The 21,707-nt window shown below is 45.4% G+C and carries 20 protein-coding genes and 1 other annotated feature; of the genes, 19 read left to right on the top strand and 1 reads right to left on the bottom strand.

Annotation, left to right across the window (positions count from 1 at the left end; all coding sequences use genetic code 11):
- Nucleotides 1–343 precede the first annotated feature (343 nt).
- The 14 genes from ftsA (at nucleotide 344) to ACQKMP_RS09045 (ending at nucleotide 15,162) form a co-directional block, all read left to right on the top strand.
- Nucleotides 344–1,606 carry a cell division protein FtsA gene (gene ftsA / locus ACQKMP_RS08980; protein ID WP_042190844.1) on the top strand — a complete coding sequence of 421 codons (1,263 nt, stop codon included), beginning with the start codon at nucleotides 344–346 and terminating at the stop codon, nucleotides 1,604–1,606.
- A 61-nt stretch (nucleotides 1,607–1,667) separates the two neighbouring features.
- Nucleotides 1,668–2,789, top strand: a complete 1,122-nt coding sequence (gene ftsZ, locus ACQKMP_RS08985) for a cell division protein FtsZ (RefSeq protein ID WP_042130228.1) — start codon at nucleotides 1,668–1,670, stop codon at nucleotides 2,787–2,789.
- Between the two features lie 640 nt (nucleotides 2,790–3,429).
- Nucleotides 3,430–4,377 (top strand): sigma-E processing peptidase SpoIIGA, encoded by a 948-nt coding sequence (spoIIGA, locus tag ACQKMP_RS08990; RefSeq protein WP_042194361.1) that lies wholly within the window; start codon nucleotides 3,430–3,432, stop codon nucleotides 4,375–4,377.
- Nucleotides 4,378–4,468: 91 nt separating this feature from the next.
- Nucleotides 4,469–5,191, top strand: coding sequence for an RNA polymerase sporulation sigma factor SigE (gene sigE / locus ACQKMP_RS08995; protein ID WP_028530613.1), 723 nt, complete (start codon nucleotides 4,469–4,471; stop codon nucleotides 5,189–5,191).
- A 78-nt stretch (nucleotides 5,192–5,269) separates the two neighbouring features.
- The gene (sigG, locus tag ACQKMP_RS09000) at nucleotides 5,270–6,052 is read left to right on the top strand and encodes an RNA polymerase sporulation sigma factor SigG (protein WP_036683631.1); all 783 of its coding nucleotides are present in this window, start codon (nucleotides 5,270–5,272) and stop codon (nucleotides 6,050–6,052) included.
- Between the two features lie 211 nt (nucleotides 6,053–6,263).
- Nucleotides 6,264–6,617: a YlmC/YmxH family sporulation protein gene (locus ACQKMP_RS09005; RefSeq protein ID WP_427469238.1), complete on the top strand. Its 354-nt coding sequence runs from the start codon at nucleotides 6,264–6,266 to the stop codon at nucleotides 6,615–6,617.
- Between the two features lie 133 nt (nucleotides 6,618–6,750).
- On the top strand, nucleotides 6,751–7,608 hold the full coding sequence (gene pgeF / locus ACQKMP_RS09010) for a peptidoglycan editing factor PgeF (RefSeq protein ID WP_427469239.1): 858 nt from the start codon (nucleotides 6,751–6,753) through the stop codon (nucleotides 7,606–7,608).
- 3 nt (nucleotides 7,609–7,611) lie between these two features.
- Nucleotides 7,612–8,298, top strand: coding sequence for a YggS family pyridoxal phosphate-dependent enzyme (locus ACQKMP_RS09015; protein WP_042190837.1), 687 nt, complete (start codon nucleotides 7,612–7,614; stop codon nucleotides 8,296–8,298).
- A gap of 11 nt (nucleotides 8,299–8,309) precedes the next feature.
- On the top strand, nucleotides 8,310–8,750 hold the full coding sequence (locus ACQKMP_RS09020; protein ID WP_042190833.1) for a cell division protein SepF: 441 nt from the start codon (nucleotides 8,310–8,312) through the stop codon (nucleotides 8,748–8,750).
- A gap of 34 nt (nucleotides 8,751–8,784) precedes the next feature.
- Nucleotides 8,785–9,024: a YggT family protein gene (locus ACQKMP_RS09025; RefSeq protein WP_042194359.1), complete on the top strand. Its 240-nt coding sequence runs from the start codon at nucleotides 8,785–8,787 to the stop codon at nucleotides 9,022–9,024.
- A 9-nt stretch (nucleotides 9,025–9,033) separates the two neighbouring features.
- Nucleotides 9,034–9,816: an RNA-binding protein gene (locus ACQKMP_RS09030; protein ID WP_042190831.1), complete on the top strand. Its 783-nt coding sequence runs from the start codon at nucleotides 9,034–9,036 to the stop codon at nucleotides 9,814–9,816.
- A gap of 227 nt (nucleotides 9,817–10,043) precedes the next feature.
- Complete coding sequence (locus tag ACQKMP_RS09035; protein WP_042130215.1) at nucleotides 10,044–10,556, top strand: DivIVA domain-containing protein; 513 nt, start codon at nucleotides 10,044–10,046, stop codon at nucleotides 10,554–10,556.
- 240 nt (nucleotides 10,557–10,796) lie between these two features.
- Nucleotides 10,797–11,071: a binding site (T-box leader), on the top strand.
- Between the two features lie 372 nt (nucleotides 11,072–11,443).
- A complete protein-coding gene (gene ileS, locus ACQKMP_RS09040) occupies nucleotides 11,444–14,536 on the top strand; it encodes an isoleucine--tRNA ligase (RefSeq protein WP_427469240.1) in 3,093 nt (1,030 codons plus the stop codon).
- Between the two features lie 335 nt (nucleotides 14,537–14,871).
- Nucleotides 14,872–15,162 (top strand): DUF5665 domain-containing protein, encoded by a 291-nt coding sequence (locus ACQKMP_RS09045; protein WP_371915735.1) that lies wholly within the window; start codon nucleotides 14,872–14,874, stop codon nucleotides 15,160–15,162.
- A 429-nt stretch (nucleotides 15,163–15,591) separates the two neighbouring features.
- Here the strand turns inward: ACQKMP_RS09045 and ACQKMP_RS09050 are convergent, their stop codons facing one another.
- Nucleotides 15,592–16,317, bottom strand: coding sequence for a TraR/DksA C4-type zinc finger protein (locus ACQKMP_RS09050; protein WP_042190825.1), 726 nt, complete (start codon nucleotides 16,315–16,317; stop codon nucleotides 15,592–15,594).
- Nucleotides 16,318–16,563: 246 nt separating this feature from the next.
- On the opposite strand from ACQKMP_RS09050, the gene lspA reads away from it, so the two are divergent.
- The 5 genes from lspA (at nucleotide 16,564) to ACQKMP_RS09075 (ending at nucleotide 21,602) form a co-directional block, all read left to right on the top strand.
- Complete coding sequence (gene lspA / locus ACQKMP_RS09055; protein WP_042190823.1) at nucleotides 16,564–17,076, top strand: signal peptidase II; 513 nt, start codon at nucleotides 16,564–16,566, stop codon at nucleotides 17,074–17,076.
- Entirely contained in the window at nucleotides 17,069–18,040 is a 972-nt protein-coding gene (locus ACQKMP_RS09060) for an RluA family pseudouridine synthase (protein ID WP_042190820.1), read from the top strand. Before lspA ends, ACQKMP_RS09060 begins: the two co-directional genes overlap by 8 nt.
- Nucleotides 18,041–18,247: 207 nt before the next feature.
- On the top strand, nucleotides 18,248–19,501 hold the full coding sequence (locus tag ACQKMP_RS09065) for an LL-diaminopimelate aminotransferase (RefSeq protein WP_427469241.1): 1,254 nt from the start codon (nucleotides 18,248–18,250) through the stop codon (nucleotides 19,499–19,501).
- A 627-nt stretch (nucleotides 19,502–20,128) separates the two neighbouring features.
- A complete protein-coding gene (gene pyrR / locus ACQKMP_RS09070; protein WP_149647673.1) occupies nucleotides 20,129–20,692 on the top strand; it encodes a bifunctional pyr operon transcriptional regulator/uracil phosphoribosyltransferase PyrR in 564 nt (187 codons plus the stop codon).
- Between the two features lie 4 nt (nucleotides 20,693–20,696).
- Nucleotides 20,697–21,602, top strand: coding sequence for an aspartate carbamoyltransferase catalytic subunit (locus ACQKMP_RS09075; RefSeq protein WP_427469243.1), 906 nt, complete (start codon nucleotides 20,697–20,699; stop codon nucleotides 21,600–21,602).
- Nucleotides 21,603–21,707: the final 105 nt, after the last annotated feature.

The following is a 21,707-nucleotide window of genomic DNA, read 5'->3' on the forward strand; positions in this document are numbered from 1 at the left end:
GTAGAGGTAAATAGTCCCTACTAATAGAGTTCAAAAAATGCTACAATCGGAGTTACGGGCAAGAAGCTATATCCCTCTTTTTTCTTCGATTTTTTTGAAATATAATCTTTTATATGGTTAGTAATAACCAAATAGGTATATATTTCTTGTGATAATTATCATTCTTATAAAAAATTATGAGTAACTAATCACATTTAGGGATGTTGGAATATTATTCCGTTCAAAAAATTTGTAGAAAAAAGAGGGAAAGGGTTAGGTATGTTGAATATGTACAGAGAAGTTTCCCGGGACCGGGATAAGATTATGCAAATTATTTCGATTATAACAGGAGGTGCCATAGGACTTGAGCAACAATGACATCATTGTTAGTTTGGACATCGGTACATCCAAAGTTCGGGCAATAATTGGGGAAGTTACCAATGGAACCTTTAATATTATTGGCGTTGGATCTGCTGATTCGGAAGGAATACGTAAAGGCGCGATTGTAGATATCGACCAAACTGTGCAATCGATCAAAAGTGCTATAGATCATGCAGAGCAAATGGTGGGTATTCAAATATCAGAAGTTTATGTAGGCATTTCCGGTAATCATATTGGCCTGCAATCCAGCCACGGTGTCGTGGCCGTTCAGAATGAGGATCGTGAAATCGGTGAGGATGATATCGATCGCGTTATTAAAGCTGCGGAAGTCATCGCTATGCCTCCGGAGCGAGAAGTGATTGATGTTGTTCCTAAACAATTTATCGTCGATGGTCTCGAAGGTATTCAGGACCCGCGCGGGATGATTGGTGTTCGTCTAGAAGTGGACGCAACCATCATTACGGGTGCTAAGACGCCAATACATAATCTACTACGATGTGTTGAGAAATCAGGGCTGAAAGTGAAGGATCTTGTGCTGATGTCTCTTGGTGCTGGTGGATTGGCGCTGTCCAAAGACGAGAAATCGATGGGATCTGTTCTGGTTGATATCGGGGCCGGGTCGACAACGATAGCCATATACGAAGAAAGTTCCCTTTGTGCAACCTCTACGATTCCGATCGGCGGAGAATTTGTAACTAATGACATTGCATACGGACTACGTACACTTACTGATCAAGCGGAGAAAGTAAAGCTAAAGTATGGTTGCGCATGGATTGACGATGCAGCCTCTGACGTTGTCTTCAAGGTGCTGCGCATTGGCAGTAATGTAGAGAAGGAATTTAACCAAGAGGATTTAGCGGCAATTATCGAACCACGGGTGCAAGAAATCTTCCATCTGATTAAACAGGAAGTGAAACGGCTTGGTTACAGTGAACTACCTGGAGGTTATATATTAACGGGTGGAACTGTTTCGATGCCTGGCGTATTAAAGGCGGCTCAGACTGAACTGGCTGCATCTGTACGCATCGCTGTACCGGATTATATCGGTGTACGGGACCCTGGGTTTACCGGAGGTGTTGGTATCCTGCATAATGTTGTCCGTAGCTTCCGTGGAAGAAGCAGTGGTGGAAGCAGCAACAAAAAGACGGTCAACCGGAGTAAGCAGAACGCCACTCCAAATCAGGAAACGGTTCAGAAGACCGGGTTTGTCGAGCGTCTAAAGAACATGTTCAGCGAGTTTATATAAGTGTAAGTCCAGATATACTTGGACCGGCCATCCAAGCACATTGAGGGGGAGATGGAACAATATGTTAGAATTTGATTTTGAAATGGAGAGCTTGGCGCAAATAAAAGTCATCGGCGTGGGCGGCGGAGGTAGTAATGCTGTCAACCGGATGATTGAAAATGGCGTTCAGGGTGTAGAATTTATTACGGTTAATACAGACGCCCAAGCGTTGCATATGGCCAAATCGGAGCACAAGCTGCAAATCGGGGACAAGCTGACCCGCGGGTTGGGTGCAGGAGCTAATCCTGAAGTCGGTAAGAAAGCAGCGGAAGAATCCCGTGACTTGATCTCTAATACCCTTAAGGGCGCAGATATGGTGTTTGTTACTGCAGGGATGGGTGGCGGTACAGGAACAGGTGCAGCACCAGTTATAGCTGAGATTGCTAGAGAGTGTGGAGCCTTGACTGTGGGGGTAGTTACTCGCCCGTTCACTTTTGAAGGAAGAAAACGTTATAACCAGGCAATGCTTGGAATCGAAGCTTTGAAAGAAAAAGTCGACACGCTAATCGTCATTCCAAATGACCGTTTGCTTGAGATCGTTGATAAGAAAACACCGATGTTGGAAGCTTTCCGTGAAGCAGATAATGTTCTCCGGCAGGCTGTTCAAGGTATCTCTGACCTAATTAAGGTTCCTGGTCTGATTAACCTTGACTTTGCGGATGTAAAGACGATCATGACAGAGCGCGGTTCAGCGCTTATGGGTATTGGTATTGCAAATGGTGAGAACCGTGCGTCTGAAGCAGCACGTAAAGCCATCATGAGCCCACTCTTGGAAACGTCTATTGAAGGCGCCCGCGGCGTAATCATGAACATTACGGGAGGATCCAACCTCTCTCTATATGAAGTTAATGAAGCGGCTGAGATCGTTACATCCGCCTCTGATCCTGAAGTGAATATGATCTTTGGTGCGATTATTGATGAAGGCCTGAAGGATGATATCAAAGTAACAGTAATTGCTACTGGCTTTGAACATAAACCATCGCCTGAAACTCCAGGGCGTCGTCCGGTCTCGACGAATAACGAGCCTGCGGCAGCACCGGATAAGAGTTCAGCTAATTTACGTCCTTTCGGCAATCAGAGTTCTTCTGACCAGCTCGATATTCCGACGTTCCTGCGTAATCGTACTCGGGGCAACAATGACTAATTAAATAGAATCAAGATTATACGAGAACACCGTATCGCTTAGCTGATTAGCTATAGCGGTACGGTGTTTTTTTGCGTAAATGTAATAAGGATCAAGCAAGACTATGAACGGCACTGTGTAGCTCCAAGGGGGTGATGGTTGACTAAGTAGTTACAGTATGTGGTAACTGGTAGTCGGAGAGTGGTAAGCGGCAACCACTAACCATCGGATAATTATGCAAAAATACAGTGTTTAATAATAAGCAGATGGTTAAAGCGTTGATTCCTGCGAATCTGCAGTAATTCCTGCGCCAAATAAAGATTTCTAGCCAAAAGTGAGGATATCCTGTATATTTGCAGTTTTTGGACTTCATGAAGCGGAGTTTTGCACAAAAAGTTGTATATTTGCAGGATTCCTCTATTCCATTGAATGATCCAGCGAATGATGGAGCGAATGACGCAGTGAATAAAAGATATAAGAAATTCCATAAAGAAGGAATAAATCCTCACGCGCTATAACTCGACAAAAAAACCGCAAGAATGCCCCCCAAGTTTAGACAGACTTTGAATGCGAGACTTTCTATACTAATCATATCGTCCAAAAACAGAGCCTGATCCAATTTGGCTAGAGGATAGATTCCGCCATTAAGCAGGTGAATGCACTGGTTGTTTATATTGACTTGATATTCGCCGCCAATCTAGTGATCGACGGAATTCTTTTGTGGCTGACAGGCTGGATGGTTAAGCTGAGAATCTCATGGTGGCGTTTAATCCTCTCAGCTCTCGTTGGCGCACTGTATGTAGTGATGATGTTTGTACCGGAGCTGTCTTTCATGTATACCTTCCTTATCAAGTTTGGATTGTCGGTGGTTATGTTATGGATTGCCTTTGGTTTTGGGAGTCTGCAAAGCTACCTTCGCACTATGGGAGCTTTCTATATTATCAATTTTGCAGCCGCAGGTGGAATTGTTGGTATTCACTATTTGCTGCAGAGCTCCAGCGACATTTGGAACGGTATTATGTTCACTGCTTCAGGAGGGCATGCCTACGGCTTAAAGATCGGCTTTTGGTTTGTCATTGCAGTATTCCCCCTGGTGTTAATCTGCTTCAAGGCAGTGCATTCTTCACGAATCAGAAGGGAGCAGCTTGAAACCTATATCGGTGAGGTGGTTGTTGAAATTGATGGTGTAAGTGTTTCCTGTCCTGGCCTGCTAGACACAGGTAATCGTCTCTGTGATCCTTTGACCCGCATACCGGTGATGGTGATGGAATCGACGCTCTGGGAGGGGCATCTGCCTGCTGCATGGAAAGGGAGACTCACTCAGGATGGTGCGGACAGACTTTTGCTAGAAACGGACGGGCAGTCGTTTGCTTGGCAGGATAGGATGCGACTAGTACCTTACAGGGGGATTAACCGAGGGGCATCATTTATGCTCGCACTGAAGCCAGACCTTGTGACGATAAAGCTCGGTGAAGATATCTTTTATAGTAAAAGAGTCTTAATTGGGCTGGATGGCGGGACGCTCTCAGGAGATGGAGCCTATCGGGCGGTCATACATCCGGATTTAACTCAAAAAGAGAGCGCCACTGATGCAGCACTACCTTCCTAATCTTTAAAGCTAGCTGAACCAAACTTCTGATGGCTGAAAGCGGGAATTAAAAGCTTCATACGCTAACCGTGTACTTCTTGGAGGAGGAACAATAATGGTCAAATGGAAAATTGCTCTGCAGCTGCAATATTACCGCATGCTGTTTCTACTGGGGCTGAAGAGTCAGGAAATCTATTATATCGGCGGGAGCGAGGCTCTACCTCCACCGCTGACACGGGAAGAAGAAGAGTATCTGCTTCAGCGGCTATCTAGCGGCGATGCTGCTGTTCGTGCGATGCTGATTGAGCGTAACCTGCGCCTCGTAGTGTATATCGCTCGTAAATTTGAGAATACCGGAATCAATATTGAAGACCTGGTTTCGATAGGGGCTATCGGATTAATTAAGGCGGTTAACACTTTTGATCCCGAGAAAAAAATAAAACTAGCAACATATGCATCACGTTGCATAGAGAATGAAATTTTGATGTATTTGCGGCGTAATAGCAAGACACGGAGTGAGGTTTCTTTTGATGAGCCTCTTAATATCGATTGGGATGGTAATGAGTTGCTGCTCTCAGATGTTTTAGGGACGGAAAATGATACCATCTATCGGAACATTGAAGAACAGGTCGATCGTAAGCTGCTGCAAAAGGCGCTGGAAAAGCTGAGCGAACGGGAAAGACTCATTATGGAGCTGCGTTTCGGACTGCGTGGGGGCGAAGAAAAGACGCAAAAAGATGTGGCGGATCTGCTCGGCATTTCCCAATCCTACATTTCTCGTCTGGAGAAACGAATTATTAAGCGGCTGCGTAAGGAGTTTAACAAGATGGTGTAAGGTGAAATTAGCAAGGAATAAAATGGCCAACCCGGGAGATAATGTACAGTAATGTTTCTCCTTGGGAGGTAAATCATCATGACCCGAAATAAAGTCGAGATTTGCGGTGTGGATACTGCTAAGCTGCCTGTTCTAACGAATGTGGAAATGCGGCAACTGTTCACTTCGCTGCAGCAGCAGGGCGAGCGATCCGCCAGAGAGAAATTGGTAAATGGTAATCTTAGGCTCGTTCTAAGTGTTATCCAGAGGTTCAATAATAGGGGAGAATTTGTTGACGATTTGTTCCAGGTGGGCTGCATCGGTCTGATGAAAGCCATCGATAATTTCGATTTATCACAAAACGTTAAGTTCTCCACATATGCGGTTCCGATGATTATTGGTGAGATCCGCCGTTACTTGCGTGATAACAATCCGATTCGAGTATCGCGTTCACTCAGAGACATTGCTTATAAGGCGCTGCAGGTACGCGATAGTCTAACCAATCAGAATTCGCGGGAACCGACGATATTCGAAATCTCTGAAGCACTTGGCGTACCGAAGGAAGATGTAGTCTTTGCCCTTGATGCTATTCAGGATCCAGTGTCCTTATTCGAACCGATCTATCATGACGGTGGCGATCCTATTTATGTAATGGACCAGATTAGCGATGATAAGAATAAGGATGTGTCGTGGATCGAAGAAATCGCCTTACGTGAAGCGATGCGTAAGTTAGGTCAAAGGGAGAAACGAATTTTATCCATGCGGTTTTTCGAAGGGAAAACACAGATGGAGGTCGCAGATGAGATTGGTATCTCACAGGCACAGGTCTCACGTCTAGAGAAATCTGCGATTCAGCAAATGCAAAAGCATGTGAAGTCTTAAATCGTCTGAAATGAGGAGATATCCAGAATCCGTGATAAGGATTTTGGGTGATCTCCTCTTTTTACTGTTTCAGGAAGTATATATTGAGCCCCCGCAAAGTACCTTGGTAAGCATCTAAGCATAGCCTCACTTTGTGGGGATATTTCATGCATGTGGCCAAGCTTTCATAACATATATTGGACTATAGGTCTGATTGTACAGGGGTGGTGAGATGAACGAGGATTATTTAGGATCAGCCAAAAAAATGAAAATCTCTGATTTTCAGACTAAGGATGTTATTAACATTGTGGACGGCAAGCGGCTGGGCCAAATCAGTGACTTAGAGCTTGATTTACGCCGAGGTGTCATTGATGCTATCGTAATTCCCGGATACACTCGGTTTATGGGATTGTTCGGAGGCGGAACCGATCTGATTATTCCATGGCGAAATATTGTCAAAATCGGGTCTGATGTAGTGCTTGTGAAGATTGAAGAATCAAGAATGCCTCAAGGGCAGGACGAGCGAGAAACGATGTATTTGGAACGAGGGGACCGAGGGGACAGAGGCGAACGACGCACTTATTAGTTAGGTGCGTTTTTTGTTTTTTATAAAATGATTCGAAATGGCATGACTTAAAAGTTAGTAAATTTGATGTTCTAGCTTAAGCGGCATTTTGTAGGGGTATTTACATGTGGTACACTAAGGCGGAGGTGAGGATATGGAACCGTTTGTGCAGGGGAAGGAAACACTTATGCTGCTCCATCTGGAGCCTTGGCGTGCGAAGCATAAAGAAATTACAACAGGTTTTACGGGTAGACAGGGAGGGGCTAGCAAAAAGCCTTATGACAGCCTGAATTGTGCATTTCATGTTGGGGATGCTCCGGAAGATGTCTTAACGAATCGTAGGGCGCTTGCGGAAGCTCTTGATTTCAAGCCGGAAGCTTGGACCTGTGGAGAACAAACCCATGGAGCAGAAATAGCAGTGGTAAGGGAAGCCGATCGTGGGCGGGGTCAAAAGGATAGAACCTCGGCATTTCAGGCAACCGATGGTTTGCTTACAGATGTACCGGGAGTTTTGCTGACTTCTTTTTATGCGGATTGTGTACCCCTTTATTTTTATGATCCTGTGCACCAAGTCGTCGGTCTTGCCCATGCTGGCTGGAAGGGAACTGTGGCCCAGATTGCAGCCGCTATGGTGAGTAAAATGGAGACCATTTACGGAAGCCATGCGCAGGACATTATTGCTGCGATCGGACCATCCATTGGTGACTGCTGTTATGAGGTGGACGATTATGTGATGGAGCATGTTCATCGACTGGAAGGTGATCTGACTAAACCAACAGAAACAGCCAGTACTGTGGAGCTGTACAGAACATCTGACACAGATGAGAACAAATACATGCTAAACTTGAAAGAAATGAATCGACGCATTATGATTAAAGCAGGAATATTGCCGACTCATATCGAATGTACATCTTGGTGTACAAGCTGTAATCAAGATTTGTTCTTTTCTTATCGTAAAGAAGATGGGGTTACAGGCAGGATGACGAGCTGGATCGGAATAAAGGAGAGTTGAAAGTTGGCTTTAACACTGCAGGAGAGAATTGCTGAGGTAGAGGAACGTGTAGCACGTGCCTGCGCGGCAAGCGGCCGGGATCGAAATGACGTCAAGGTAATTGCAGTGACGAAATATGTTTCTCTGGAAATGGTGTCCTCCGTATTGGAGGCAGGCCTGGAGCATATTGCCGAGAGTCGCTGGCAGGATGCTGAGCACAAATGGAAGGTTTTAGGGGACCAAGGGACATGGCATTTTATCGGGCATTTGCAGACCAATAAGGTTAAAGACGTTATTGGCAAGTTTCAATATATACACTCTTTGGACCGGATATCCCTGGCGCAAGAATTACACAAAAAGGCGATTGCCGCAGATCAAGAAGTGAATGTCTTTCTTCAAGTAAACATCTCTGGAGAAGATACGAAATTTGGTCTGTCGCCTGAGGCGGTACCTGGATTTTTGCGTGAAATTGCTAGTCTAGACCGTGTAAAAGTAATTGGACTAATGACGATGGCACCTTTAGAAGGTGATCCGGAGCTTACCCGCCCTGTATTTCGCGGACTTCGTGAGCTGCGCGATGAGCTCAATCAACTTGCTTTGACACCTGAACCGATTACGGAGCTATCAATGGGAATGTCGAATGATTTTGAAGTGGCGATACAGGAAGGAGCCACCTGGGTACGCCTAGGTACGGTGTTAGTAGGCCATTAGGAGGGATCGTGATGAGCGTTATGAACCGATTTATGAGTTTTTTGGGCTTGCAGGAGGAAGAAGAAGTTGTGGAGCGGGAGCAAATCCACGAAGAGGATGAGTATGAGCCAGCCCCTGTCGAAACCCGCAAAAATCAAAGGGGCAACGTTGTCAGTATCCATTCGCAGAAGAATGTAAAAGTTGTACTTTATGAGCCACGTTCGTACGATGAGGCTCAGGAAATTGCGGACCATCTCCGTTCTCACCGGACGGTAGTGATCAATCTTCAGCGTGTCCGTAATGATCAGGCAATGAGAATTATTGATTTTTTAAGTGGAACTGTTTATGCCCTTGGGGGAGGAATCTCTAAAATTGGGGGCAATATATTTATGTGCACGCCAGATACCGTTGAAATTCAAGGTGCCATTACGGAAATCCTAGGTGACGATCCAGACTATAACAGAATGAGGTGAATGAGCTTTGCCCCAAATTGATTACATTATTGATATGCTGTTTAATATTTATTTTTACATGATTATTTTCTACGTACTGATGTCTTGGTTACCAAACGTTCGTGAGAACTTTATCGGAGAACTGCTGAGCAAGCTTGTTGAGCCGTATTTGACACCATTTCGTCGGTTTATTCCGCCACTCTTTGGTACGCTTGATATTTCCCCGATCATTGCACTATTCGTCTTGGAATTTGCGGCGGGTGGACTCAAGTCCATTTTGCACTTAATTTTTTAGGCAGAAGTGATGAAGACAGAAGTTTACGGGCATTTTCATCCCGATGAAAGACAATTTGTGGACAAGGCTTGGGAATGGGTTACCCATGCTGGAGAATATCATGAGACGAAACTGACCGAATTTCTAGATCCGCGCCAAGGATTTATTCTGCAAAGTCTCGTCAATCGACATCCAGATGTTATCGTTAGATGGGAAGGCGGCCACCCTGAGGCAGAGCGGAAGCGAGCACTCATTGCACCTGATTATCGTGATCTGGATCATGAGGACATGGAGCTGAGCGTTCTTGCGATAACCTCTGGTGAGCAAAAGTTTCTGGCGTTAGAGCATGGGGACTACATGGGCTCTATTCTGGGTCTTGGAGTAAAACGTGGAAAAATCGGTGATATTCATGTTCTGGACGATGGTTGTCATGTGGTAGTAGCTGCAGATATTGCAGATTATTTAGACATGAATTTAACTGGAGTACACCGAATACAGGTGAGCACGGAGGTATTGCCACTTTCTGCCTTGCGTAATAGTGAGGTGAAGCTGGAAATGATGGATTTGACTGTAGCGTCCCTACGATTGGATGGCATAGCCGCAGATGTAACACGGCTTAGCCGAAGCAAAATTCTTGCTCCCATCAAGGCTGGGCGCGTTCGGGTAAATTGGAAAGTGGAAGAAGACCCTTCCTGCGGACTTAAAGATGGTGACATGGTATCTATTCAAGGATTTGGTCGATTTAAGGTTCTAGAGGTTGGTAGTTTGACGAAAAAGGGCCGATACCGTGTTCAGGTTGGTAAATTTGTGTGAATCCCTTGCAGGAATCCGGCTTTACTTGTCGAAATTGATTATTTCGAGGGAATCAAACATTTTTAAAGCAGGACGCCGATATTTTATAAAAGAGGCGAACCATGAATGGCAGTTGGAACGTCGATACATCCTCTGCCTTTACTTGAAGTACAGTCTTTCTTCTTTGTCTGCTGCGCAGGTATGGTTCAGAGACTTAGAAGGTCCGAAATTTCTAGGAGGTGCACAGCATGCCATTAACACCGCTCGATATACATAACAAGGAGTTCTCTCGGAGACTTCGCGGTTATGATGAGGACGAGGTCAACGAATTTCTGGATCAAGTAATTAAGGATTACGAAAGTGTCATCCGTGAGAACAAAGAGCTGCAGAATCAGCTTTTGTCCATTCAAGAGCGTTTAGATCATTTTGTGAATATTGAAGAAAGTTTATCGAAAACGATCTTAGTCGCTCAGGAAGCGGCCGATGATGTGAAGAACAACTCCAAGAAGGAATCGCAGCTCATTATCAAGGAAGCGGAAAAGAACGCGGATCGGATTATTAACGAAGCGTTATCCAAATCCCGTAAGGTTGCTATTGAGACTGAAGAATTGCGTAAGCAAGCTTCGATCTATCGCACTCGTTTCCGCACATTGGTGGAAGCACAGCTCGAGCTGTTGTCACAGGATGACTGGAATGCCTTGGAGAGTCGTGAGGCAAGCGAGAACGTAACCTTTAAGGATGATGTTCTACATCGTATCTAATGCATTATGATGAATGAATGCTGCTTGAATTTATAGGGGGGAATTCCCTCTAATTTATAATTTCACGCTATAATCGGCTAAATAGAGGGAGTTATTCCCTCTATTTTTATTTTCAGCTAAAATCGATCATAATAAAGTAATCCGCCTGCACAGGTATACTCCTAATGTGGATTTCGCTAGCGGTTGTTGACATTTAGACTTAAAAAGTCTATAAATAGAACATATCTGTATAATGTTTATATGTATTCGATGACGGGACAAGTACGACAAGGTAACGTTCTCCAGAGAGTCGGCGATTGCTGAGAGCCGATTGTTCGAACCCTGCCGGAAGATCTTCCCCTAGAAGTTAAGCTGAAGCGTTGATCGTGCGTAAGCTTAGCCGTCCGCCGGACGTTACACCGGACCTGTGCATGAGATTTACGCGCAGGACTGAGATTGTGCTGAATACACTCCCCTTAAGGATGTGCTCATGCGCAGAATTAGGGTGGTATCGCGAGCGTTGTCTCGCCCCTTTGGGGGTGGGATGACGCTTATTTTGTTGTTCCGGGGTGGCCATCCCCCTAAATCCCCCTTTCTAAGGGGACCCCAAAGGGCTGCCGCCCTCTGGACACCCGTAATGTAAAGCCTCGTGCAAACGGGTACGGTGGTGGAAGCGAACGGACTCAGGTTGCTGAAGGAGCGACCCTTCTTAGGCTCCCCTGGCGGGTTCGCCTGCGGGGCCTCACTGCTAGAGCAGACCGGCGTTTCACTCGCCGCTCCATGTGGCACCCAGAGCCAGTGCTGCCCTACGGGATCGCGGCTCGGGTACCGAAGGCAAGAGCTGAACCAGACTGCCCAAGGATCGAAAAGAGCTTTAAAGACTAAACCATGAAAGGATTGACCATCACATGCAAAAAGTAGATGTCAAAGAAAAAGCGCGGGCAAGAGATGTCCGCATACTCAAGAAATGGAGCGACGAAAATACGTTCCGTAAATCGATGGAGAATCGTGAAGGACGTCCGAACTATGTATTTTACGAAGGTCCTCCAACAGCGAACGGTGCACCGCATATCGGGCACGTGCTGGGCCGTGTAATCAAGGATTTCATCGGTCGTTACCAAACGATGAAAGGTTACCGCGTGGTACGTAAAGCGGGCTGGGATACACACGGTTTGCCAGTAGAACTAGGCGTACAAAAGAAGCTTGGCATCTCCGGCAAACAAGAGATCGAGGAATATGGCGTAGAAAAATTCATTCAGGAATGTAAAGACAGCGTCTTCGGTTATGAGAAGCAATGGCGCGAGTTTACAGAGGGTATCGGATACTGGACGGATCTAGATAATCCTTACGTAACTTTGAATAACACATACATCGAGAGCGTGTGGAACATCTTGGCTACTGTGCATGACAAAGGGTTGCTCTACCGCGGACACCGCGTTAGTCCTTACTGCCCAAGCTGTCAGACTACCCTAAGCTCCCATGAAGTAGCCCAAGGCTACAAGACTGTCAAGGATCTCAGTGCGACTGCAAAGTTCAAACTGGATGACAGTGGAGACTACGTACTAGCTTGGACGACTACACCTTGGACGCTGCCAGCACATATGGCGTTAGCCATGAACCCTGACATGGATTATGTACGTGTACAACAAGAAGACGGTATCTACATTGTTGCCAAAAATTTGGTGGAGGAAGTAATGAAAGGCGAGCACACAGTCCTTTCTACACATAAAGGTTCCGATTTTATCGGTAAAACTTACGCTCCTCCATTCGGATACATCAAGGCAGAGAAAAGCAATGTCATCGTAGGTGCTTCCTTCGTTACAGATTCCAGTGGTACAGGGATCGTACACATGGCACCAGCGCATGGTGAAGATGACTACAAGACTTGCCGCGAGAACGGCATCAGCTTCGTGAACGTGGTTGATAATTCCGGTAAGTATACGGATGTAGTATCCGATTTTGCTGGACGCTTCGTGAAAGATTGCGATTTGGATATCGTTAAAGCTTTGTCTGAAAAAGGACTGCTTTACGGTAAAGAAAAATACGAGCACAGCTATCCGTTCTGCTGGCGTTGTGATACACCACTCTTGTACTACGCAACAGACAGCTGGTTCATCAACACTACAGCGATCAAAGATCAGCTGATTGCTAACAACAACAGTGTAGATTGGTATCCTGATCATGTACGTGAAGGCCGTTTCGGGAAGTTCCTGGATGAACTGGTGGACTGGAATATCAGCCGTAATCGTTACTGGGGCACACCGCTTAATGTTTGGGTATGTCAAGAAACGGGCAAAGAGTTCGCTCCACACAGCATTGAAGAACTGAGAGCGATGGCGATTGGCGATGTACCTGAGGATATCGAGCTGCATAAGCCTTTTGTAGATAAGATCAAGCTACGCAGCCCTTTCAGCGAAGGCGCAGAGATGGTTCGCACACCAGAAGTTATCGATGTTTGGTTCGATAGTGGTTCGATGCCATTTGCGCAAAGTCATTATCCATTTGAGAACGAGGATAAGCTGAATGATCAATATCCAGCGGATATGATCTGTGAAGGGATCGACCAGACACGTGGATGGTTCTACAGCTTACTAGCTGTATCTACCTTGTTTAAAGGTAAAGCTCCATATAAAGCTGTTATTGCTCACGGTCATATCCTTGATGAGAATGGTCAGAAAATGTCAAAATCAAAAGGCAATGTTATTGATCCTTGGGATATCATGAACGATTACGGCACGGATGCTTTCCGTTGGGCGATTCTATCCGATAGTGCACCGTGGAATAACAAACGTTTCTCTCGTGGTCTTGTAGGGGAAACCAAATCGAAAGTTGTAGATACACTGGTGAATACGCATGCGTTCTTGACGCTTTATGCCGGCATCGATGGTTATGATCCTGCTGATCATCCTTTTACAGTATCGGAACATAAGCTGGACCGCTGGATTTTGTCCCGTCTGAACAGCTTGATTCTTTTGGTAGACAAAGGACTTGCAGTAAATGACTTCGTGAATACATCCAAAGGTATTGAGAACTTTATAGATGAGCTGAGCAACTGGTATATCCGTCGTTCCCGTGACCGTTTCTGGGGTAGTGGTCTAGGTGAAGATAAGCTGGATGCTTACCGTACACTGACCCATGTGCTTTTGAAGACAGCGTCTTTGATGGCTCCATTTACACCGATGTTGTCTGAAGATATCTTCACGAACCTTGGCGGCGGAGAGAGTGTGCATTTAGCAGATTATCCGGTTGCTGATGAGAGCTTGATCGATAAAGAGCTGGAAGAGGATATGGAAAGTGCGAGACAAATCGTTGAGCTGGCGCGTAACGTGCGTAACGAAACAGGCATTAAGAATCGTCAACCGCTGTCTGAGCTGATCGTTTCGATGAACCGTGACTTCCATTTGGCTGAGTATGAAGAGATCATCAAAGACGAGATCAACATCAAGAACATCGTGCTAGAGACTAGCGATAGTGGATTTGTTGACTTCACACTCAAGCTGAATCTTAAAGTTGCCGGTAAAAAATACGGTAAAAACGTCGGCTTCCTGCAAGGCTTTTTGAAAGCTCTGGACAGTGACTCTACCCGCAAAGCGGTGCAAGATGGCTCAATCGCGATTGCGACGCCAGAGGGAGAAAAGCTGGTGATCACTTCTGAAGAGCTACTCGTTGAAAAAGAAGCTAAAGCAGGTTTCGCCGCAGCTTCCGGATATGGAATTACGGTTGCGCTCAATACCGAAATCACACCTGAGCTTGAACAAGAAGGCTGGGTTCGTGAGATCATTCGTGCGGTTCAAGATTACCGTAAACGTTTGGATCTGCCGATCGAGAAACGGATCGCACTCACGCTGAGTGTAGACGATGAGCTTAAAGCAGCAGTTACAGCCTTTGAGAATGTATTGCGAGACAATGTACTTGTGACTACGGTTGATTTTGGCGGAGAACATGCTTTTGAAACGGTAGATGTCGGTGGTAAATCCATCGGTATCCATATTGAAGTGTAAATCTGCATTACCTGTCCCAAAACAGCATATACTAGCGGCACAAGTGTAAACAGAGAACTTCTGTTTATGCGGGAAATATAGTCTTTATATTTCGCCCGCGAAAATAACGAGCCTCGTGCTCAAGGAGATGTATTCTCTTTGACCGGGCTCGTTTACTTTGTGGCGAATATAGACGTATGAGAGGAGCTGTGGCTGTGGAGGATCAGAAGAACAGAATCTCCGTCAAGACATCCGGCAACAAGAACAGCCCAGATAAGGGAGCGGAGAAAAAGGTTATTCCTGAGGAAAACCCTGAGCGTTTAACAGCAGATCATCGCAATCCAGAAGACATTCCACTGGAAGAAAAAATGAATACAATGTATCGATTAACCTTTGAATGGGCCCATATCTTAGAGAAATCACGAATTTATCAGTATACGGAGCTGTTATATTCACCTTGGACTCTAATTTGGAAAAATATTTTATATGGAGCGGCTCGTGGAGTAGGGATTGCGCTAGGCTTTACTTTTTTTGCGGCAACGATCATCTATGTTCTTCAGGTACTTGGAGCATTGAATCTACCGATCATCGGAGATTATATTGCGGATATTGTACGAATTGTTCAACGTCAGCTGGAATTCAAATAGCTTGTTAAGGCGAAGCCGTCTTTATTTGGTTTGTTGAAGGGATTAGGGTTCGGTCAATCTTCTTTGGTGGATTTATCCAGCCTTGGGCTTCTATGTTTCTCCCCAGTCCGTACCTTTCCTTTTTTAATCTTTGGAGAGGGTTGCGCTGCTTTTTTTCCTCGTGTATGATGCGTAAGCCTCTCATTAATAATAAATATCGTCGGTCATCTTCATGACTGAGTTGCTGCACATTTTTAAAATAGTCGTGATTCACTAACGTTACACTCCTTGTATGTCGATTTCAGAATCCGTTAGATCAGTTTACCAGCTGAATCTGAACATTTTCTTAACAAAATGACATAGCGCAGAAAATATAAAAAAAACAGCGGGCCATTCCACAATGAAACTGGAACCGCACGCTGTTCATTTTTCTTGTGGGGGACAATGCTTTTATTCCTCGCCTTCGAGCGGATCAAGCATGTAACTTCCCTCGCCACTATCCTTGTAACGCTCGTAGCTACGTCCCGGTACTACAACTACATTGTTGCCTGTAATATCGGTGGCGATAAAGTTCTCCCAAGGCTCTACGCAGCCTTCAAGCTCATCGGCTTCAATCTCCATATCATTATAGGAGTCAATGTTGCTGCCCTCCGCCATGGCGGGGGAATCGGAGTTGCCATAGCTTTCTACAATCTGCCAGGCATCCTCACCGTCAAAGCCGTTTTGATCCTCTCGTTCATCGAGACTCGTACGCCCAAATGGAGGAGACAAAAATTCTTCTTCAATGGGCCGAGTAAAAGGTGCATTTTGACGTGGGGCGTGCTCTTTACAATAAAGCGTGGAGGGAATAGCGGATAGACGCTCAAAAGGGATCGGTTTACCGCTAGCCTTACATATCCCATAGGTGCCTTCATCCATAGCGTTGAGAGCAGCTTCAATATCATCCAGCTCATGCTCGTCCCGCTCTAGCAGTGAAATATCCATGGAGCGATTATACAAATCGGTGGCTGCATCGCCTGGATGGTTGTCATTCTCGGAAAGTTCTCCGGTGCCATCCCGCATGGATTCCTGTAAGCCGTAATTTTCATTATTCTGAAGTCTGTGCTGAATAGTATCACGGTCTTTTTCTAATCGGGCGCGTAGCTCTGAGAGCTGCTGTACTGTCAGGTGCGTCATGATGAGTAAGCTCCTTTCTGTACTTTTTTAAGAATCCTTCCGACAAACCGATTTGCACCGGATGGTTCTTTGTTAGGTTGACCTGAGAGGCGTTATTTTAGCGATGGAAAATAGTCCCCAAGATTAAGCGCCCGAGAGGTGTCACGCAATAGACGATCTTCTAAGGGCTGTGCTACAATATACAAGTCTTATAACAGTATTCGTACCGCATTTGGCGGGAAAAATAAGAACGGAGTGACAACTTCTGTGGTGTACTATTTGATTGCTCTTATTGTATTTTTGGTGGATCAGGGAACGAAGTATCTCATTGCCACACGTCTGGAGCTTGGGGAACAGATTCCGGTGATCGGGAATTTCTTCCTAATTACCTCACATCGTAATCGCGGGGCTGCTTTTGGGATTCTACAAGGTCAGCAATGGTTCTTCTTTTTAGTTACGGTTGTAGTGGTTGCAGGTATCGTTTGGTACTTGAACAAAACTAGACATTCGCGGAAAATGCTATCGGTCGCCCTTGGACTTGTTCTGGGTGGAGCGATAGGTAACTTCCTAGACCGGATGATCAGTGGTGAGGTTGTCGATTTCCTTCTATTTAATTTTGGAAGCTATAGCTTCCCGATTTTTAACGTTGCGGATTCATGTATCGTCATTGGGGTTGGGTTGATTCTTTTGGACTCCTTCCGCGATCTTAAGAATGGTGAAGAAATCACGGAAATCAAAGAAGTAAAAGAAGCAAAGGAAGTAAAAGAAGGGAATGAATGATTTGAGTAAAGACGTCAATCACCAAGCGGCATCTACGAGCGAAGAAGAGAGGGACGTCACGGAGTGGACCGTTTCAGCAGAGAACGCGCGGGAGCGAATCGATAAATATATAACGGAATCTTGGGAAGAGGATATTTCTCGTTCTCAGGTGCAGCTGTGGATCAGTGGTGGCCATGTTACGGTTAATGGGGCACCGGTTAAAGCTAACTATAAGCTCTCAGAAGGCGATAAAGTTTCCATTGTCGTACCAGAAGCGGAAGTTACAGACTTGATCCCGGAGAATATTCCACTTGAAGTTGTATACGAAGACAGCGATGTCATTGTTATAAATAAGCCGCGTGGTATGGTTGTACATCCGGCTGCCGGGCACCCGTCAGGCACCTTGGTAAATGCACTGATGTATCACTGCAAGGATCTGTCCGGTATTAATGGTGAGATTCGTCCAGGTATTGTACATCGTATTGATAAGGATACCTCTGGTCTTATTATGGTGGCTAAAAATGATGCCAGTCACGCGTCGCTCGCAGCACAGCTTAAAGAGCACAGTGTAACACGCCGCTATATAGCAGTTGTACACGGCAATTTGTCGCATGACAAAGGAACGGTTGACGCTCCGATCGGTAGAGATCCACATGATCGCAAGCTATACACTGTGACGGAAAAGAACAGCAAGAAATCTGTGACCCATTTTACAGTGATGGAACGTTTCGGTGACTGTACACTACTGGAGCTGCAGCTGGAGACTGGCCGCACGCATCAGATCAGAGTGCATATGAAATTCATTGGTCATCCGCTTGTGGGGGATCCGATTTATGGACGCAGTAAAGGAACAGCTATGAATGGACAGGCGTTACATGCGGCGGTGCTTGGATTTATTCATCCTACGACAGGTGAATATAAAGAATTCAGCAGACCTATTCCGGAAGACATGGAAGATGTTCTGTTCACATTGCGCAGCAGATAAGTACAAATGAAGTGATAATTAGTCTATGGTATTGAACTCTGCTTTCCATCATATTTAATAACATAAGGATAAAGAGAAGGTTATGCCTTATTCTTTATCCTTATTTTTTATCACAGAAACGGATCTCTAGAAACATAAGCCATCCAAGGGACGGCGAAGCCGTTTCTTCTAAAATTAGAATAGATAGCCAGGAGATGAGATGAAAGTATGAGTATTGAACAATATCAAGACAGCTTCATTCAGACTAATTTTGCAGACCGCATAGGCGGTGCGAACTACGGCAAGGACACTTCGATTTATAAATTCGAGAAAATCAAACGTGCTAAAGCATCCGCAAAACAGGATTTTCCTGATATTGAATTGATCGATATGGGTGTAGGCGAGCCAGATGAGATGGCTGATGCAGGTATCGTGGCTAAGCTTGCTGAAGAAGCAGCTAAGGAAGAGAACCGTGGTTATGCGGACAATGGAATTGCTGAGTTTAAGACAGCTGCTGCTGAATATTTGCGGGAAGTATTCCGTGTTGAAGGTATTGATCCCGTTACGGAGGTAGTTCACTCTATCGGTTCTAAGCCTGCATTGGCGATGTTGCCTTCTTGCTTCATTAACCCAGGAGATATTACGATCATGACGGTGCCGGGTTATCCGGTGCTGGGTACACACACTAAATACTTGGGTGGACAAGTGTTTACAGTAGAGCTGAAGAAGGAGAATAACTTCCTTCCAGATCTGAACGAAATTCCAGAAGAAGTTGCACATAAAGCCAAGCTTCTTTACTTGAACTATCCAAACAACCCGACGGGCGCTAGTGCGACTCCTGAGTTTTTTGCTGAGGTAGTTGCATGGGCTAAAAAATATGATGTAGTCGTTATCCACGATGCACCATATGCTGCCTTGACCTATGACGGTTTGAAGCCGCTTAGCTTCCTCTCTGTGCCAGGTGCTAAGGATGTTGGCGTGGAGCTGCATTCCTTGTCCAAGTCCTACAATATGACAGGCTGGAGAATCGGTTTTGTGGCCGGTAATCCGCTAGTAGTTAAAGCCTTCAGTGATGTGAAAGATAATAATGATTCCGGTCAATTTATCGCGATTCAAAAAGCTGCGGCTTACGGTCTTGCTCATCCAGAGATTACTGAAGCGATTGCTGCCAAGTATTCTCGTCGTCACAACCTGTTGGTAGATGCACTGAACAGCCTGGGCTTCCATGCTGAGAAACCAAAGGGCTCCTTCTTCCTTTATGTTGCAGCACCTAAGGGTGTCAAAGGTGGTCGCCGTTTCGAATCCGGTGAGGATTTCTCGCAATTCCTGATCCGTGAGAAGCTAATCTCCACCGTGCCTTGGGATGATGCAGGTCCGTTTGTACGTTTCTCTGTTACCTTTATTGCTAAAGGGGAAGAGGAAGAAAGACGTGTCATCTCTGAAATCCAAAGACGCTTAAGCGATGTGGAGTTTGAATTTTAAACATTAGTTAGACATTGAAGCCGCCTAAGGGAAACCTTGGGTGGCTTTTCTTTATGTAGTGGCAAGTCTACTGTGGATTAGACTACTGTAGAATAGAGCTACTGTAAGATAGGGAATTCTTCCCTCTAATTTTGTGTTTTAGCTTCAATCCGCTAGAATATAGGGAATTTCTCCCTCTATTTCAGCATATTTGGTTGTATTCAAGGAAATCCTTTAATTTATAGGGAGGAATTCCGAATAACCTGATCATAATGATTATTGTGGCCTAATTATAGGGAGGTTTTCCGGTTTTCCCTATAATACCGCCTTCCTTTTGTTGTTAATAGAAGCAGGCTTGGAAAGTGTTGTAGTTTAGGCAGATAATGTTGACATGCAGGGTTTGTTCTGTCATAATTCTCATTAAATGAATAGCGCCTTTAATTCAGTCCTGTGAGGCTGGCAAGGTAACGTGAATCGAGGTTCGCGACTCTTAGAAAGGTATCCGAGTGTATACACCGGACTGTCTTTTTATGCGCGCGGCCATCATCTTCTTCATCTGCGGATTTCACTCCTTGCCTGTTAATAGGCAAGGAGTTTTTTGATTTCCAGGAACTTGAACAGGCGAAACAAGTGGAGGGTGACAAGATTATGGTTACTGAGAAAAATGTAATTATGGACGAAACGGCGATCCGCCGGGCATTATCGCGTATTGCTCATGAGATTTTGGAGAAGAACAAAGGGATTGAGAATTGTCTGCTGGTCGGTATCCGGACACGAGGCGTATACCTAGCACAGCGTATCGCTGAGCGGATCAAGGAAATTGAAGGCGTCGAGATTCCTTACGGCGAACTCGACATCACGCATTATCGGGATGACCGTGAAGTAGGAGGCAGTGAAGCAGTAGTGAAGAGTAACGTCATTATTACTTCAGGCAATGATGGCATCCATGATAAGAAGGTCATTTTGTTCGACGATGTGCTTTACACCGGACGCACCATCCGCGCGGCGATGGACGCTTTGATGGATTGCGGACGCCCACGAATGATTCAACTGGCAGTACTGGCTGACCGTGGACACCGCGAGCTGCCGATCCGACCAGACTACATCGGTAAGAATGTACCTACCTCAAAGCATGAGCAGATTGAAGTGGCGCTGAAGGAATACGACGGCAAAGACGAGGTCTACATTATTTCAAACCGGGAGGAACGATAACATCATGACACTTACCAAGGTAAAGGAACGTAGTCTGCTGGGAATAAAAGAGCTTGACCGGTCGGAAATCACTGGGCTGCTGGACAGAACAGCATACTGGGACAATCAAAGTGAGAAGTTAACTCCCATTTTGAACTCGCATTTTATTTCTAACATGTTCTTTGAGAACAGCACACGCACTCGTTTCTCCTTTGAAATGGCAGAGAAACGACTGGGTGCACAAGTACTGAATTTTACGGCTGCAGCTTCTAGTGTAGAAAAAGGGGAGTCGATCTACGATACAGTACGCACACTGGAATCGATGGGGATCGATGCCGGAGTTGTGCGTTTGAAGCCTGCAGGTGTGCTGCAGCAGTTAGCTGAGAAGGTGTCCATACCGCTTATTAATGCGGGTGACGGCAACAATGAACATCCAACACAAGCGCTGCTTGATCTTTACACCATGACCAAAACGTTTGGAGATTTAAAGGGTCTCACGGTTTCTATTATTGGGGACATCATGCATAGCCGGGTAGCACGCTCCAATCTTTGGGGACTTACAAAGCTAGGGGCTAAAGTGCAATTCTGTGCACCGGAGAATATGAAGGCTCCTGAGCTTATGGAATACGCACCTTATGTAACGATAGAAGAAGCTCTTAAAGCAGATGTAGTCATGATGCTTCGTGTGCAGCTGGAACGTCATTCTTCTGGCATCGTACTTTCCGCGGAAGATTACCGCAGACATTATGGTTTAACGGAAGAACGCGCAGCTAAGCTCGCAAAAGATACAATCATTATGCACCCAGCTCCGGTTAACCGGAATGTCGAGATTGATGATGCAGTTGTAGAGAGCAGTCAATCAAGGATTTTCCTGCAAATGTCTAATGGGGTTCCGGTTCGGATGGCAGTTCTCGAAAGAGCTTTATTATAAAGTTTAAAGAATGATGATGAATAAGGACTAATAAATATACACAAACATGAATTTTTATTATATAATAACGAGAGGGCCCGCAGCCGGGATCTGTGGGTAAAGGTA

The sequence above is a fragment of the Paenibacillus sp. NPDC101420 genome (assembly GCF_050277435.1).
Lineage (GTDB): Bacteria > Bacillota > Bacilli > Paenibacillales > Paenibacillaceae > Paenibacillus_AQ.

Coding starts and splice junctions, on each gene's coding strand:
- ACQKMP_RS09005 (WP_427469238.1), top strand. CDS start 6,264: ATGAACGAGGATTATTTAGGATCAGCCAAAAAAATGAAAATCTCTGAT.
- ACQKMP_RS09030 (WP_042190831.1), top strand. CDS start 9,034: ATGAAGACAGAAGTTTACGGGCATTTTCATCCCGATGAAAGACAATTT.
- ACQKMP_RS09025 (WP_042194359.1), top strand. CDS start 8,785: ATGCTGTTTAATATTTATTTTTACATGATTATTTTCTACGTACTGATG.
- ACQKMP_RS09065 (WP_427469241.1), top strand. CDS start 18,248: ATGAGTATTGAACAATATCAAGACAGCTTCATTCAGACTAATTTTGCA.
- ACQKMP_RS09075 (WP_427469243.1), top strand. CDS start 20,697: ATGACACTTACCAAGGTAAAGGAACGTAGTCTGCTGGGAATAAAAGAG.
- ACQKMP_RS09050 (WP_042190825.1), bottom strand. CDS start 16,317: ATGACGCACCTGACAGTACAGCAGCTCTCAGAGCTACGCGCCCGATTA.
- ACQKMP_RS09060 (WP_042190820.1), top strand. CDS start 17,069: ATGAATGATTTGAGTAAAGACGTCAATCACCAAGCGGCATCTACGAGC.
- sigG (WP_036683631.1), top strand. CDS start 5,270: ATGACCCGAAATAAAGTCGAGATTTGCGGTGTGGATACTGCTAAGCTG.
- ACQKMP_RS09020 (WP_042190833.1), top strand. CDS start 8,310: ATGAGCGTTATGAACCGATTTATGAGTTTTTTGGGCTTGCAGGAGGAA.
- pgeF (WP_427469239.1), top strand. CDS start 6,751: ATGGAACCGTTTGTGCAGGGGAAGGAAACACTTATGCTGCTCCATCTG.
- ACQKMP_RS09035 (WP_042130215.1), top strand. CDS start 10,044: ATGCCATTAACACCGCTCGATATACATAACAAGGAGTTCTCTCGGAGA.
- ileS (WP_427469240.1), top strand. CDS start 11,444: ATGCAAAAAGTAGATGTCAAAGAAAAAGCGCGGGCAAGAGATGTCCGC.
- pyrR (WP_149647673.1), top strand. CDS start 20,129: ATGGTTACTGAGAAAAATGTAATTATGGACGAAACGGCGATCCGCCGG.
- ftsZ (WP_042130228.1), top strand. CDS start 1,668: ATGTTAGAATTTGATTTTGAAATGGAGAGCTTGGCGCAAATAAAAGTC.